15 protein-coding genes and 1 pseudogene are annotated in these 13,995 nt (G+C 63.3%); 6 read left to right on the top strand and 10 right to left on the bottom strand.

Annotated features, from left to right (window positions below; genetic code table 11):
- Positions 1 to 31: 31 nt before the first annotated feature.
- Positions 32 to 436, bottom strand: a complete 405-nt coding sequence (locus tag BLR13_RS41205; protein ID WP_349532606.1) for a hypothetical protein — start codon at positions 434 to 436, stop codon at positions 32 to 34.
- A 38-nt stretch (positions 437 to 474) separates the two neighbouring features.
- Here BLR13_RS41205 and BLR13_RS32485 point away from each other — a divergent pair, with 38 nt between their 5' ends.
- A complete protein-coding gene (locus BLR13_RS32485) occupies positions 475 to 702 on the top strand; it encodes a hypothetical protein (protein ID WP_074815069.1) in 228 nt (75 codons plus the stop codon).
- Positions 699 to 854 (top strand): ribosome modulation factor, encoded by a 156-nt coding sequence (locus tag BLR13_RS41200; RefSeq protein WP_171944910.1) that lies wholly within the window; start codon positions 699 to 701, stop codon positions 852 to 854. The genes BLR13_RS32485 and BLR13_RS41200 overlap by 4 nt, the downstream gene beginning before the upstream one ends.
- Before the next feature lie 51 nt (positions 855 to 905).
- On the opposite strand, the gene BLR13_RS32480 is transcribed toward BLR13_RS41200, so the two are convergent.
- Positions 906 to 1,436, bottom strand: a complete 531-nt coding sequence (locus BLR13_RS32480; protein ID WP_074815073.1) for a gamma carbonic anhydrase family protein — start codon at positions 1,434 to 1,436, stop codon at positions 906 to 908.
- A 74-nt stretch (positions 1,437 to 1,510) separates the two neighbouring features.
- A complete protein-coding gene (locus BLR13_RS32475) occupies positions 1,511 to 1,840 on the bottom strand; it encodes a DUF6949 family protein (protein ID WP_074815076.1) in 330 nt (109 codons plus the stop codon).
- Positions 1,841 to 2,048: 208 nt separating this feature from the next.
- On the opposite strand from BLR13_RS32475, the gene BLR13_RS32470 reads away from it, so the two are divergent.
- Positions 2,049 to 2,765: a hypothetical protein gene (locus BLR13_RS32470; protein ID WP_074815079.1), complete on the top strand. Its 717-nt coding sequence runs from the start codon at positions 2,049 to 2,051 to the stop codon at positions 2,763 to 2,765.
- A 35-nt stretch (positions 2,766 to 2,800) separates the two neighbouring features.
- Here BLR13_RS32470 and BLR13_RS32465 read toward each other — a convergent pair whose 3' ends face one another.
- Together BLR13_RS32465 and cysE are read right to left on the bottom strand one after the other, a co-directional pair.
- Positions 2,801 to 3,019, bottom strand: a complete 219-nt coding sequence (locus BLR13_RS32465) for a DUF3126 family protein (RefSeq protein ID WP_057843888.1) — start codon at positions 3,017 to 3,019, stop codon at positions 2,801 to 2,803.
- Positions 3,020 to 3,152: 133 nt separating this feature from the next.
- Complete coding sequence (cysE, locus tag BLR13_RS32460) at positions 3,153 to 3,980, bottom strand: serine O-acetyltransferase (protein WP_074815082.1); 828 nt, start codon at positions 3,978 to 3,980, stop codon at positions 3,153 to 3,155.
- A 197-nt stretch (positions 3,981 to 4,177) separates the two neighbouring features.
- Here cysE and BLR13_RS32455 point away from each other — a divergent pair, with 197 nt between their 5' ends.
- A complete protein-coding gene (locus BLR13_RS32455) occupies positions 4,178 to 5,596 on the top strand; it encodes a hypothetical protein (protein ID WP_433994238.1) in 1,419 nt (472 codons plus the stop codon).
- Here the strand turns inward: BLR13_RS32455 and BLR13_RS32450 are convergent.
- Positions 5,582 to 6,337, bottom strand: coding sequence for an alpha/beta fold hydrolase (locus tag BLR13_RS32450; protein ID WP_074830846.1), 756 nt, complete (start codon positions 6,335 to 6,337; stop codon positions 5,582 to 5,584). The two genes, BLR13_RS32455 and BLR13_RS32450, sit on opposite strands and share 15 nt — an antisense overlap.
- Positions 6,338 to 6,399: 62 nt before the next feature.
- Entirely contained in the window at positions 6,400 to 7,548 is a 1,149-nt protein-coding gene (locus BLR13_RS32445; protein ID WP_074815085.1) for a hypothetical protein, read from the bottom strand.
- A gap of 294 nt (positions 7,549 to 7,842) precedes the next feature.
- Between BLR13_RS32445 and BLR13_RS32440 the strand changes: the two genes are divergently transcribed.
- Together BLR13_RS32440 and BLR13_RS32435 are read left to right on the top strand one after the other, a co-directional pair.
- Positions 7,843 to 8,088, top strand: coding sequence for a zinc-finger domain-containing protein (locus BLR13_RS32440; RefSeq protein ID WP_074830849.1), 246 nt, complete (start codon positions 7,843 to 7,845; stop codon positions 8,086 to 8,088).
- 19 nt (positions 8,089 to 8,107) lie between these two features.
- On the top strand, positions 8,108 to 9,307 hold the full coding sequence (locus tag BLR13_RS32435) for an FAD-dependent monooxygenase (RefSeq protein ID WP_074815088.1): 1,200 nt from the start codon (positions 8,108 to 8,110) through the stop codon (positions 9,305 to 9,307).
- A gap of 647 nt (positions 9,308 to 9,954) precedes the next feature.
- On the opposite strand, the gene BLR13_RS32425 is transcribed toward BLR13_RS32435, so the two are convergent.
- The 3 genes and pseudogenes from BLR13_RS32425 to BLR13_RS32415 all read right to left on the bottom strand — a co-directional run.
- The gene (locus tag BLR13_RS32425) at positions 9,955 to 10,395 is read right to left on the bottom strand and encodes a twin-arginine translocation pathway signal (RefSeq protein WP_074815094.1); all 441 of its coding nucleotides are present in this window, start codon (positions 10,393 to 10,395) and stop codon (positions 9,955 to 9,957) included.
- A 1,769-nt stretch (positions 10,396 to 12,164) separates the two neighbouring features.
- On the bottom strand, positions 12,165 to 13,250 hold the full coding sequence (locus BLR13_RS32420) for an AI-2E family transporter (protein ID WP_074815098.1): 1,086 nt from the start codon (positions 13,248 to 13,250) through the stop codon (positions 12,165 to 12,167).
- A 160-nt stretch (positions 13,251 to 13,410) separates the two neighbouring features.
- Positions 13,411 to 13,880 (bottom strand): annotated as a pseudogene (locus BLR13_RS32415) (GntP family permease); the annotation flags it as partial.
- Positions 13,881 to 13,995: the final 115 nt, after the last annotated feature.

Genomic DNA, 13,995 nt, shown 5'->3' with positions numbered 1-13,995 from the left:
TCACTTCTGCGCGACCGACCGCTGGGCACCGCTAGCAGCCTCGGCAGATGCTGTTCAGCTTGCGGTCGATCGTCTTGTTCTCGGCGTTGATCGCAGTGTCACTGCCCGTGGCTGTCGTTGGCGCCGTGCCCGTTCCGAGCGATCCTGCCGAGCCGGTCGTCACTCCCGGCGCGGTGTTCGCGCCGGATGATTGCGCGGTGCCGGCGCTGTTGGTGCCGGGTGCGATCGCCGCGCCCGGCGAGCTTGCAGCGCCGCTGCTGCCAGCAGAGGCGCCGCCGGCGCTCTGGGCAAAGGCAAAGGATATCGCCGGTGAAAGCAGAATCGCGCCGACCGCGATCGCGACAATTGCGGATGCCCGGATCATCGAAAATCTCCCTTTACAGTTTAACGGGAGCGCGCCCGGCTTGTTCCAGGAACCATCGGCTTCACCAATCATTGAAGCCACCAGAGCCTCCGGCCAGGAGCCGACGACACGTGCGCAAATTGATCGCGTTTGACGAAGACACGTTCGCCAAGCTCACCCAGCTTGGACGCGACCGGATGGCGACGATTCAGGAACTGGCTGATGAAGCCTTTGCCGACGTCCTCAAGAAGCACGGCATCCCGATCGATCTCAGGGATGCGCTACGCAAGAGCGCGGCGCCTTCCCGGGCGGCGACGCCAGGGAAGACGAGATCGAGAACGCGAAAGGCCTCCTCATGACCACCGACCCCGACCCGTTCGAACAAGGCCAGCGCGCGGCGCGCGAGGGTATTCCTGCGCAAGCCAATCCCTATCAGGATGGCAGCGAACAGCATGCGCTCTGGGCTGCCGGCCATGAGCAGGTCGCCGGCACGATCGAGGCAAACGAGTAGGAAGGAAGCTGAGCGAGACGGCTACAGCCGGCATGTCTCACTCGGGATGCTTCAGCCGATCTTCTTCATGCCTTTTTTGAACCGCGGGCCATTAAGGGCATAGAACCGCGCCGCGCTTCCCATCGCGGTGACCTGTTCGGGCGACAGCGTGCGAATGACGCGCGCGGGCGAACCGATGATCAGCGAATGTTCGGGAAATTCCTTGCCCTCGGTGATGACGGATCCCGCGCCGACGATGCTGCCGCGGCCGATCCTGGCGCCGTTCATCACGATCGAGCCCATCCCGACCAGCGCGCCGTCTTCCAGTGTGCAGCCGTGCAGGATGACGTTGTGGCCGACAGTGCAGTTCTTGCCGATCGTGAGCGGAAAGCCGCGGTCGGTATGGCAGGTCGAATTGTCCTGCACGTTGGAGCCTTCGCCGATCTCGATCCACTCATTGTCGCCGCGCAACACCGCGCCGAACCAAACGCTGGCCTGCTCCAGCAGCCGCACCTTGCCGATGACGTCGGCGGTATCCGCGATGAAATAGTTGCCGCTTGCCGGGAGGTCAGGGCCCTGCCCGTCGAGTTCGTAGATCGCCATAACAAAAAGGTCTCCGTTCACGGAGACCTTGGCATAGCCGCTGGCGCGGGATCAAGCGAGGCAGATTGCCGGCCTCAGGCCAGCACGCCGGCGGCGCGCAGCGTCATCACCACGAACGTGCCGGACATCAGGCTCCAGAAGCCCGCGAGCACGGTGGCCATCATCACGAACTCGAAGCGCCGGCGCTCGATCTTGGCGCCGCGCAGCGTGTTCCGCATGATGATGAAGGGTGCGGCAAAGACCAGAAACGGAACCGCGGCGAAGGTCTTCGGCGCCACGCCCTCGCCGAGCAATGCAAAACCCGCCGGCCGCTCCGCCATCGCCTGATAGCCGCTGGCCAAGGCGCCTGCGAGCGCAAAGCCGATGCAGAGGGAGAACAGGGAATTCAACGCATCAGGCGACATGGATACTTCCGCTACTCGACTAAACCGCGCCTGCTTTCGCAAAATCGGCGGTCCGCCGCCACCTCATCCTTAAGGAAAGGTTAACAGCCGGCGGTTGCAACATCGATGGCGCATGGCTCGGGCCGCCACGAGTCCGGCGAAATCATGCGGAAATGTCCGGACACATGGCATATTCGCCAAGTGATTCGAACTTAACGATGCCTCCTTCATGACCTTCCTCTCGACGGCCCAGCACATCGCCCGCGACACGCGGAGGGATCCGCGCGGCCACATGGCCCTGATCCTGGTGGCGGCAACGCTGACCGCAGGCGCTGTCGCGCTGGTCGCCTATTTGCTGTGGCCGACCTGGGGCGCCGGCGCCGCAACCGGTCCGGAGCGATTGCCGGTCAGCGTTGGCACAACCCTGTTCAACGTGCCGACGTCGGCGATCCGCCGCAAAATCCAGCGCCATTCCGGGCCGCAGGAGCGCGTCGATCTCAGCTTCGTGTTCCCGTCGCTCGAGGCTCCCGAGGCGCCCAGGCACATCAGCGCCGACATGGTCGAGGACGGCACCCAGCAGCCGATCGACCGGATCTTCCTGTCGATATCAGCCCACCACGACACGCTGGCGCCCGACACCAGGGTCCGCACCATCTACCCGCGCTACCTCGACCAGGCCTCAACGCCGATCGACGACGGGTTGACGATGCGCGCGTTCCGCGACGGCTCGCCCTATGCCAATGAGGATCTGTTCTCGGCCGGCGCACCCGCCCTCAACGCCCGCTGCACGCGCGATGGCATGACGCCCGGCATGTGCCTGAGCGAGCGCCGCGTCGACGGCGCCGACCTGACGTTCCGCTTTCCGAGAAGCTGGCTTGCGAAATGGCGCGACGTGGCAAACGCGATGGAGCGTTTGACCGTGCAGATGCACGGCCAGAAGGGGTAGCAGAGCTACCCGCGGTAGCAGAGCTACCCCTCGTCTCAGCCGAGATCGGCGAGGTCTTCCTCGAGAATTGCCATCTGGAACTGGAACGAGCGATCGTCGTCCTCGTCATCGACGAACAGCACGCCGATGAACTCCTCGCCGATATAGACCTCCGCGGAGTCGTCCTTTTTCGGCCGCGGCACGACGCGGATCTTCGGATTGCCGAACACGCGCTTGAGATAGGCGTCGAGCTTTCTGACTTCCTGAACGTCCACGGGTCATCTCCAATCGGATTCTTGAACCAGATTCTTGATCAGATTCTTGGGATTTTCCGGGACGTTTTAGGACGAGACGACGCCGACCGCTAGCCGTATCTTCACAAAGATGGCGGCCAGAAAGCCTTATGAATCAAAGCCCGGTGGCGTTGATCATCTGATCCATGGTGCGCGACGGCTCGGCGCAGCCGGCCTCGCCCACGATCTTGGCGGGAACGCCGGCAACCGTGACGTTGTGCGGCACGGGCTTGACCACCACCGATCCGGCGGCGATGCGCGCGCAATGGCCGATCTCGATATTGCCGAGAATCTTCGCGCCCGCCCCGATCAGCACGCCATGGCGAATCTTGGGGTGACGGTCCTCGTTCTCCTTGCCGGTGCCGCCAAGCGTGACGCCGTGCAGGATCGAAACGTCATCTTCGATCACGGCGGTCTCGCCGCAGACGAAGCCGGTCGCGTGATCGAGGAAAATGCCGCGGCCGATTCTCGCGGCCGGATTGATGTCGGTCTGGAACACCGCCGACGAGCGGCTCTGCAGGTAATAGGCGAAATCCTTGCGACCCTTTTGATAGAGCCAGTGCGCCAGGCGATGGGTCTGCAGGGCGTGAAAACCCTTGAAGTAGAGCAAGGGATCGATGAAGCGCGAGGTCGCCGGATCGCGGTCGAACACCGCGACCAGATCGGCGCGGAAGGCGTTGCCGAGATCGGGTTCGTCGCGCAGCGCCTCGTCATAGGTCCCACGGATCAGGTCACCCGACAGCGACGGATGATCGAGCCGCTCGGAGAGGCGATGGATTACCGACGCTTCCAGGCGCTCGTGATGCAGCACCGTCGAATAGATAAAGGACGCCAGCTCCGGCTCGCGGCGGACGATGTCTTCCGCCTCGCCCCGCACCCGATCCCAGATCGGATCGAGCGCGGCCAGCTTCGAACCCTGCGGATTGACCTGATGCACTGCCATTTGATTTCTCTCGGCGTCTCTCGCGGGCTTATCGCGCAAATTCGCTGGTTGGTCGGGATATTATAGCACGGCTGGTGGACTTCTGTCCCGGGGCGGCTTCGACAGAGTACCCCCGCCGAATGCCCGGAATCGGTTCCGGGTTAGATCAAGGTGGTTGGCAATTTCCGAAAATCAAGCCGGGCGACGTCCGACTATTGGTGAATTTCGAGCTCCCCGGCATTCCCGGCAGGCTGGCCGAAACCGGGGGAAGTGACATCAATACGCAGATTTTACACGCGCGGATCGCCTATTCGCCGGCGGTCTGGATTACCGCTGCCGCCATTCCCCTGATGTTGCTCGCCCCTGCTCTTTGGAACGGCTATCCGCTGCTCCAGTGGGACACCGGCGGCTACCTGGCACGGTGGTACGAAGGCTACCTGGTGCCCAGCCGCTCGACGGCGTTCGGCCTCTATCTGCATTTCGGCGAGGATTCCGCCTTCTGGATCAACCTCGCGATCCAGGCGCTGGCCACGCTGTGGATCCTGCAACTGACGCTGCGCGTGCTCGGCATGGCCCAGCCGTTGCGGCTTCTGGCGATAAGCCTGGTGCTGATCCTGACCACCGCACTGCCATGGCTTGCCAGCATGCTCCTGACCGATATTTTCGCAGGCCTGTCGGTGCTGTCGCTCTTCATCCTGGCGGTGCATGGCGAGCGGACCTCGACGCCGGAGAAATGCCTGCTGTTCGGCCTGACGGCCTTTGCCGCCGCAACCCACAGCGCCACGCTCGGGGTGCTGCTTGGACTGTGCGCCGTGGGGTGGATCGCGCGGCCATTTTCGCGCGGGCGGATCTCCATTGCCGGACTGACCCAGGGCAGCTTCACCGTCGTCGCCGGTGCTGCATTGTTGCTGTCGACGAATTTCGCGCTGTCGGGACAGTTGGCCTGGACGCCCGGCGGCTATGGCGTGGCGTTCGGACGGATGATGCAGGACGGCATCGTCGCGCGTTACCTCGGCGACCACTGCCCGCAGCAGCAACTGAAGCTCTGCCCCTATCGCGACCGGTTGCCGGCCACCGCCGACCAGTTCCTGTGGGGCAACAGCATGTTCAACACGCTCGGCCGCTTTCAGGGACTGAACGACGAGATGGGCTTCATCGTGCTGCATTCGCTCGCCGAATATCCGGCCTGGCAGGCCAAGGCGGCGTTTGCCGGCACCGCGCAGCAACTGGTCCATGTCGCCACCGGCGAAGGCAGCAACGTCTGGCTCGGCCACACCTACGGTATTTTCGAGCACTTTCTTCCAGCCCAGTTGGAGGCGATGCGCGCGGCGCGCCAGCAGCGCGGGCATCTGGACTTCACCGCGATCAACACGATCCATGTTCCCACCGCACTGGCTTCGATGCTGCTGGCGGTGATCCTGTTCGGCCACGGGCTACGGCTGCGGCCGTTCGACGATCTCACGCTGCTCGCCGGCACGGTGTCGCTCGCTTTGCTCGGCAACGCCGTCATCTGCGCCGTGATCTCCGGCCCGCATGATCGCTATGGCGCGCGGATGGCGTGGCTTGCGACGCTGGTGGTGCTGATCGCCGCGTTCCGGCATTTTGCCGGCAGCGACGAACCGTCACGGCCGGCGTGACAGGAAATCGATGACTCCGGATTTGTAGACCTTGTCGCCGACGGCGCGCATGTGGTCGCGGTTCGGAATGTCGAGCACTTGCGCGCCCGGAATGATCTTACCGAGCGCCGTCGCCGAGCCGGCGATCTCGTCCGCGGTGCCGACCGCGATCAGCACCGGCACGCCGGTGATGGCAGCGGCTTCCTCACGCGTCATCAATCGCCGCGAGCCGCGCAGGCAGGCGGCGAGCGCACGGCGGTCGGAACGGGTCTGGTCGGCGAAGGCGCGAAAGGTACGCCCGACCGGATCGGTGACGTCCTCCAGCGACGGCGCTTCGAGGGCTGCCGCCACATTCTCGCCGGGGCCGCCGCCCTCGATCAGCCCGATGCCGATGCCGCCCAGAATCGCCGAGCGCAGCCGCTGCGGCGCCTTCAGCGCCAGCACAGCCGTCATCCGCGAGCCCAGCGAATAGCCCATGACGTCGGCGCGGGCGATCTTGAGATGATCCATCAGCGCGATGACGTCATCCGCCATGATTGATATCTCGTACTGCGCGGCGTCGTAGAGTTTTGCGGAATCGCCGTGGCCGCGATTGTCGAGCGCGATGACGCGGCGGCCGGCTTTCTTCAGGTCGGACACCCAGGTCGGATAGACCCAGTTCACGTTCTTGCTCGAGGCAAAGCCATGCACGAGAGTGATCGGATCGCCCTCGCCTTCGTCGAGATAGGCAATTTCAACAGCGCCGTTGTGGAAACTCGGCATCATTCAATCCGTTTCTGCCGTTTTTGGGGATCAGAATTGGCGATCTCTGGAGGACCGCAAGTCTAGCCGTGCGCGGGGGCACCCGCCAGAGCCGGACCTTGCGGCAGGCGCGCGGCCGCGAGTTGCTTCCTGAGGCGGCGCGCCTTCTTGCGGCGCAGCCATGACTCGGTCGCGCGCTCGGTGGTCGCCTTGATCGACGACAGGAAACCGAACAGCGCCAGCAGCGCGCCGAACACCCACATCGACAGATTGAACGCGCCGGCCGCCAGCAGCAGCGCGCCGCGGCCGAGAATCTTCAGGAGCGCGCGGGTTTGCCCGCCCTTGGCTTCCGCCAGCCGCGCGGCGCGGGCGACATCCTTCGGGCCTTCGGCGATCCGCAGCGTATCGAGCGCGCCGCGCATGCCGGCCTTTTCGCCGACGCGGCCGACGTCCTTGGCGAGCCGCACCAGCGCGCCGGCCTTCTCGGCGCGGAACGCCGCTCTTATCGCGCTAACGGTCTCGCTTGGCCGCAGCACGGAACCTGTCGCCACCGCCTGCTGCAGGACGGGCGCATCGACGACTTCGCGCGCCGAACGGCCGGCCCACTCCGTCAGCCCCTCGCCGAGCCGCCCGACCTTGCGGGCATCCTTGACCATGGTGAGACCGGCGCGCACCGGCGCGGCGCCGCCGATGGAGACATAGGTCGCGGCGGTCACCGCAAGGCCTGCGGCCGCAAGGCCCAGCACCAGCCGGTCGGTGTCCTCGCCCATCGCCAGATGCTTACCTTCGCGCACGACGTCCCTGATATCGCCGAACACGAAGAGATCGCCGGCCACCGTGCCTGACAGGCTGGCGACATCGTCGGCATTCCCGGTCACCAGACCGGTGGCAAAGCGCTTGGCGAAATGCGAGGTCGAATTGGTTTCCGTGACGGCATCCGTGACGCGCTTCGACAGGTCGTCGCTGACGGCGATGTTCCGATCGCGCGCCAGTTCGACGAAGCTGGCCGCCAGATCGGCGTCTTCAGCTGTCAGCGCCGCCTCGATGTTGCCGGCGACCAGCGCCGGGTTATTCCGCATAGCAGAATTGACCTGGAGATCGGCCAGCGCAGCCGGGTCGTCCTGCGCGGCGAGAATCGCAAAGGCGTCGCGGCCATGCGGCGCCACCTGCGCGAGTGCCGTCACGCACACCGCCATACCTGCCAGCGCCAGACCGATCCGTAACCGCCTCATTGCCGAAAAATCCCTGTGTTTTCGTCCTACCTGAGATGGGTCTGCCGCTTTTACGACACAACGGCCCCGACGAAAGAAGGGCTTCTCTGGGACGACAAGATTGTGTCGAATTTGCATGAGCAAATGAGCCCAAGAGACCGTCTGTGATCTTCAGGAATCGGGGCTCCAAGAAATCTGTCTCCGGGAACTCTGGCTCTAGGAATCATCCGCACCCGCCATTATGGTGCGCGGCGTTTCGTGCCGCGGCGTCGTGTCGATTGTGTCCGTCCGTCGTTGCTATTCAAGGTGAAGCTGATGTCCGATCATGTCGTCCCGCACTTCCATAACGATGCCGGCGTTCCGGTGATCGAGATCGGCTCGCAGGAGTTCATGTGTGTCGGCGCCAACCCGCCGTTCGACCATCCGCATGTGTTTCTCGATCTCGGCAACGACAACGAGATCATCTGCCCGTATTGCTCGACCCTGTACCGCTTTGCCACCGACCTCGGCGCGGGCGAAGCGCGTCCCCCCGAATGCGTCCTGAAGGACAAGGTCGCCTGATTTCCAAGGGGCTTTCCTAGTGGCAGCGACCCGCACCATCGTCGTCGCGGGTGCCGGGATCGGTGGGCTGACCGCAGCACTCGCGCTTGCCGCCAAGGGCTTTCGCGTCGTCGTGATGGAGAAGGCCGAACGGCTGGAGGAAGCCGGCGCCGGCCTGCAGCTTTCGCCCAACGCCAGCCGCATCCTGGTCGACCTCGGGCTTAAGCCGCGGCTCGCCGGCCGTGCCGTGACGCCCGAATCCATCAACATCATGAGCGCGCGGGCCGGCGGCGAGATCGCCCGCCTGCCGCTCGGCGAAGCCGCGTCGTTTCGCGCCGGCGCGCCCTATTGGGTGATCCACCGCGCCGATCTGCAGGCCGCCCTCCAGGCCGCGGTCAACGAGCACCCCGATATCGATTTGCGGCTCGGCTGCCAGTTCGAGGACGTGACCGCGCATGCCAAGGGGCTGACGGTGGTGCAGCGCCGCGGCAATGCACGGCAGCAGGAACTGGCAGTGGCGCTGATCGGGGCCGACGGCATCTGGTCTTCTGTGCGGCATCATCTGTTCCCGGAGGTGCAGCCGCAATTCTCCGGACTGATCGCCTGGCGCGGCACGCTCGATGCGACCGCGCTGCCGCGCGAATATACTTCGGCGCGGGTGCAGCTCTGGATGGGATCGAATGCGCATCTCGTCGCCTACCCGATCTCCGGCGGGCGTCAGATCAACGTCGTCGCTGTCGTGCCGGGCACCTGGAACAGGCCGGGCTGGAGTGCTCCCGGCGAAGCCAACGACATCAAGGGTGCGTTCGCGTCGCGCTGGCCCGCGACCGCGCGGATGCTGGTCAATGCGGTCGACGAATGGCGGCGATGGGCGCTGTTCACGGTGCCGGATTTCGGCGAATGGAGCGCGGGCTCGATCGCCCTGCTCGGCGACGCCGCGCACGCGATGCTGCCGTTTGCAGCCCAAGGCGCCGGCATGGCGATCGAGGATGCCGCGGTGCTCGCCAAGGCACTCGGCGACAGCGCCGGCGACAACACAGCGGGCATCCCGGCGGCCTTGAAGCGCTACGGCAAATCGCGGCGCGCCCGCGTGCTGCAGGTGCAGCGCGCCGCGCGACAGCAGGGCCGCATCTATCATCTCGCCGGACCGCTGGCGCTGGCCCGCGACCTCGCCATCAAGACCATGGGCCCGCAACGCATGCTGGCGCGCCAGGACTGGATCTACGACTGGCGGGTGTGAGGGATGGTGCCCGAAGCGAAGCAATCCGTCTTGTAGGATGGGTGGAGCGAAGCGATACCCATCGCCACACCGGCAGTATTGATGGGTATCGCTTCGCTCCACCCATCCTACGAATCTCGCATACGACATTTCGTTCTCGCGGCGCGATGCGCCCGGAGTTTTGCAAGAAAACCTTGCCCTCGAAATCAGAGGGCGCAGGGAAGACCGGGTGCGCGCTGCACCCGCGGTCTCGCGTGCGATGTGCATTAAAAATACTGCACACGAGCATACAGGTTCAGCGGAGAACACCCGGCCTTCCCTGCGCAATGGCTTTACGGCTTATACGATTTCGTCCTGGTGACCGGCTTTCTTGCCACCATCATCAGCTTCAGCTTTCGCTTCCGCCAACTTGACGCCAGCACCGGGGCGTCGGACCCAAACGATTTCACCGTACGCTGCAACCCGTTCGTCTCGCGTGCTGCTGCGTCCACCGCTCCCTGCCCCTCGTTCGCGACGATGGCCAACGCCCCTCTGGTGGGACAGGATGGCGGGAGTTGAACGACTGATTTGCCCGACGGCGCCAGCGAAATATTTTCGCGGCGGCGGATTGACCCACATCTGGGGTGATTTGCCCGTCGGGCAAGAGCGGAAGTTGTGTCTAAAAGTCTCTAATGAACCGCGCTGCCGGACTTCGACGAACGAGCACCGCGGATCACCGGCGCCGGCGCCACCACCGGCGGCTCAACCTTCACTTCCGGCTTCGCGTCCTGGCACCTGTTCTTGCGCCAGGCTTCCTCGGCCAGTTTCGACTGGCCGCGCACCGCGATGTATTCGTTGCGATAGGCGAGTTCGGCCACCACGGGCCCGGCGACGCCGGTTTGGGCCTTCGCCATCAGGCCCTGCAGCTCCGCCGAACGGTTCGCCAGGTTCTTGCGTTCCGGCTCGAGCTGCTTGCACTCGTAGAGATCGTATTTGGCGGGATCGGCGAACGCCGACGTCATGCTGTCGCTCATCTCGGCGCAGCCGGACAGCCCGGCCCCGAGCAAAAGCAGCGCCAGCGCCAAGGCTGTGCGCGAAATCGGCTGGCGATAGGACAAGTGTGCAGGCATCGGACCTTCGTTAAGTGGATAATGTTGAGATTGCCTAAAGCAGGCCCGGATGTCGGCATTGAGGCTTTGCTTTGGCGGCCGCCCTCGCCCAAAGCTTGATGGGGCGTTTGGGTGGAGAATATCCCGATTTTACTTCTCCGGTAAATGCGCTAAGTAGCTGGATCTCCTGAATAAAGCGGACGTGGCGAAACTGGTAGACGCAAGGGACTTAAAATCTCCTGCTACCATTGATCGCGTTACAAAATCCTGCAAAACGGCCAGTTGCGAACCCGTCGTTTTGGCTTCTCACCCGCGCATTTTGCAAAACAATTTCGTCGCTCTTTTCATCTCGTCTAAACCGGTGACGACGCGCAAGCGCGCGCGCCGGGTTGTCATTGCACGCAATCGATCCGCGTCAGTCCCCGACGAGCGCGTCGATCATCGGTCATGTGCGGCCCACCACAGCAGAAGGCATCACTCTATTTAACGGGGTGTTATCCCAAGATCGGGCTCGTCATCGGCACCGACTTCTTTGGAGCCGTCATGCAATTCATAGAACCGCGCGGGGTGTTCTGAACACCTTCCCCGGTCATCTGCCAAGCTGACGGAACCGGCTGCGATTCAGATACGGCGCAGTTGCGCTCCCAAATCCGTTGAGAATTTGCGCTAAGATACACATCGACTGAAAAGGTATTCCGACAAGGGAGAAAACACCGTGAGAGCAATGAGTCGCCGCAACTTCCTCGCAGATATCTTGCCTGGCTCGGTAGTTGCCGTCGCCGGTTTTACAATGATCGGCTGGGGTATCACGCCTAGAGGAGCCGAGGCGACGCAGACGGCGCAAACGGTGATGGTCCGCCCGCATCGCCACATGCGTAGCCGTCACCGTCGTTGGGGTTGCTGGTGGCAGAGGGGACGTCGCTGGTGGCACTGGGGACATCGTGTCTGTGGTTGGCGCTGACCGACGCCCTTCGGGCGATGGCCGGCCATGACACGGGGAGGCCCGCCGGTGTGTGTCTGGCCGCTTTTTGGCTTTGGTCGGCGCGCGCAGTCGCGCTCTTGTTCACAGTGGGTTTTAGTGATCGAATTTAGCGTTCCGACAGAATGTAGGGGATAGCCATGCCCGCAAAGTTTATCGGCGCCGTTGCAACTGTTGCAACTGCCTGCGTGATCACATTGAGCGAAAATGCCCGTGCGGAAATATTTATCACGACGGCGGCCATAACGCGCGGCGAGTTAGTGATCGTCGGAAGGGTTAGACGACCGCGCGAGCACAGCGTGCGTCTTAAAATCGGCCCAAGCAAAACAGTGCAAGTCGAGAGCAGTTCAACCGGAGGGTTTCGTTGGGTTGGACCTGAGTTCCCCTCGACTTGCATCGTCGAAATTACCTCCGGGGAGGATAAGAGAGAAGTGGTGATAGAAAACTGCGGCCTTCCCGGACCGCCCGGGCCGGCAGGTCCTCCGGGACCCGCGGGCCCGTCGGGTCCGGCCGGCCCCAAGGGAGACGCCGGCGAAGCCGCCAAGCAATAGATCAGACCACAACCGCGGAGGCCGCGCCCAGGTGGCGGCCTCTCTGAATTGCGCAGCGGCCGCGGCCTGAAACACATCCACGGCCCCTCCGCGCGGCGTTCGCGCGAACTGGAAGTCACGTTTCATGCCCAACAGCGGTCATTAGGCAACATGGCGTTGGTCCGGCCTGCTTCTGTTCATGCAGACAGGCCTTCCTATCGTCCGCAGCACCGACTCGTCCTCGTTGAGTGCGCGCAGTCGTGACGACCACCAGCGCGAGCTTATTTCGGCAATTCCGCAGTATCGCCTTGTGGGGCTTCGCGATTTCTGTTCAGGGAACCAACAGCTTTCACAGGCCCTCCGAGCAGATCTGCGATAAATCGACTGCCCGGGTGGTAGCTGCAAAATGTCAAGATTGCGATGACGATCGGAACCCCGATGAAGGCGCCGACCAATCCCCACATGAAGGTCCAGAAGAAGACGGCAAACAGCACGACGAAGGGCGAAATAGACAACACGTCTCCGGACACGCGTGGCTCGATGTAGCTGCCGACGACGAACTGAATCAAATTCAGGCCAAGGAATATTCCCGATACCGCCTGCCACGTGGAAAACTGCGTCATTTCGAGCAGGGTTGGAAACAGCGTCGCGATGAGAGGACCGATAAACGGAATGTAGTTGAGCACGAACGCGATGATTCCCCACTCGGCCGCAAACTGAAGCCCGGTGATCCATGCGAGCGCCCAAATGAGCAGACCCGTCATGACGCTCATCTGCGTCCTGACCAGCATGTATTTTCGAAACTTGACCGCGGTCGCGGCAGTCGCGTCAATCAGAATGCGCGCGGCGCCCTGGTTGCCAAGCGCCTGGACTTTTCGTCGAGCATCGTCGACTTCAAGCAACCCAAGCATGACATACACCAATGTTACCAACCAGAAAGTCAGCGTCGTGTTCACGCGTCCCGTGACCTGCCGTGCAGCACGCAACAGCCATCCGGTATTGAAATGCTCAGCCCATAAGCCGGCGACTGAGACTCCCCGATCTTCGAGCCAAGCCACCGCCACCTCGTAAAGCGCTTGATAGCGCGACGCGTCGGCGACCAGCGAACGGCCGACCCGCCCAAAGGCCAAGGCGGCCAGCGATGCAAAGCCAAGGCACACCACGGCAGTAACAATGATCGTGATGGCAAGAGCTACCAGCGCCGGCAATCGCAGTTGCAGCCACTGCTGCAACGGCCAGACAATGGCAATGATGAAGAAGGCGAGCGTCAATGGCGCAAGGACTTCGGTGCCGTAGTAGACCGCCACCAGGAGCAGCACGGCGGCAGCGATGCCAGTCGAAATCCTCGGTATGCCATCGGCCTTCATTCAGGAGCCTCGAAAGCAGAAGTCTCTAATAATGCTTCGTCGAGAATAGATCAATTCCGATGCCGTATCTGCCGATACGCGCCGACTTTCTGTCTTTAGGTCACGCTCGCCGGAATGCGGCTGGATTCAGCGGCCCGCCATGCAAACCTCTCGACATCGATCAAAATGAACCGAGCCCGGACCCCAGCCCGATAACGGCGACAAGCGAGATGATCGGACCGACAATCGCGTTCATGACGATATCGCGATAGCTTCGCCATGCCTCGATCCACCAACGGCAAGCAGCCGTGACCACCGCGCCGTTGTGCGGCAAGTGTCGAGTGTGCCCGCGCCGATCACCGCTACGCGGTGCATCAGGCCGGGATCGAGGCGAGTCTGCATATAGGTCGGCCCGAGCGCATCAAGGGGAACGGTCAGACCACCCGATGCCGAGCCCGTGAGGGCGGCAAGAATATTGGTCGCCGCGGCAGACGAGACCAGCGGCCCACCCTCGATGCCGAGCACCCACGCCTTCACGGTTTCGAAGGCAGGCAGCACCGCAGCGTTCGCTGCGGCACCCATCCTCGCCCGCAGGATGGGCAAGTGGTTGAAATTCGTCGCGATCAACACCACGATCGCCACTGCCAGCGCGCCGCGTTGCACATGAAGGTCGGAGTCCAATTTGCCAGCAGCGCAGCAATCAGGGCACACCGCGGAGCGAGAAGCAGAATACTCCAGCCCCTATAAGCGAGCCAGACCAGAAAAC

The sequence above is a fragment of the Bradyrhizobium ottawaense genome (assembly GCF_900099825.1).
In the GTDB taxonomy this organism is placed as follows: domain Bacteria; phylum Pseudomonadota; class Alphaproteobacteria; order Rhizobiales; family Xanthobacteraceae; genus Bradyrhizobium; species Bradyrhizobium ottawaense_A.
This window is presented reverse-complemented; position numbering and strand designations above follow the sequence as displayed.

Bases quoted from the DNA above. Each gene is read 5' to 3' on its own strand.
- BLR13_RS41205 (WP_349532606.1), bottom strand. From the start codon at position 436: ATGATTGGTGAAGCCGATGGTTCCTGGAACAAGCCGGGCGCGCTCCCG.
- BLR13_RS41200 (WP_171944910.1), top strand. From the start codon at position 699: ATGACCACCGACCCCGACCCGTTCGAACAAGGCCAGCGCGCGGCGCGC.
- BLR13_RS32480 (WP_074815073.1), bottom strand. From the start codon at position 1,436: ATGGCGATCTACGAACTCGACGGGCAGGGCCCTGACCTCCCGGCAAGC.
- BLR13_RS32475 (WP_074815076.1), bottom strand. From the start codon at position 1,840: ATGTCGCCTGATGCGTTGAATTCCCTGTTCTCCCTCTGCATCGGCTTT.
- BLR13_RS32470 (WP_074815079.1), top strand. From the start codon at position 2,049: ATGACCTTCCTCTCGACGGCCCAGCACATCGCCCGCGACACGCGGAGG.
- cysE (WP_074815082.1), bottom strand. From the start codon at position 3,980: ATGGCAGTGCATCAGGTCAATCCGCAGGGTTCGAAGCTGGCCGCGCTC.
- BLR13_RS32450 (WP_074830846.1), bottom strand. From the start codon at position 6,337: ATGCCGAGTTTCCACAACGGCGCTGTTGAAATTGCCTATCTCGACGAA.
- BLR13_RS32445 (WP_074815085.1), bottom strand. From the start codon at position 7,548: ATGAGGCGGTTACGGATCGGTCTGGCGCTGGCAGGTATGGCGGTGTGC.
- BLR13_RS32440 (WP_074830849.1), top strand. From the start codon at position 7,843: ATGTCCGATCATGTCGTCCCGCACTTCCATAACGATGCCGGCGTTCCG.
- BLR13_RS32425 (WP_074815094.1), bottom strand. From the start codon at position 10,395: ATGCCTGCACACTTGTCCTATCGCCAGCCGATTTCGCGCACAGCCTTG.
- BLR13_RS32420 (WP_074815098.1), bottom strand. From the start codon at position 13,250: ATGAAGGCCGATGGCATACCGAGGATTTCGACTGGCATCGCTGCCGCC.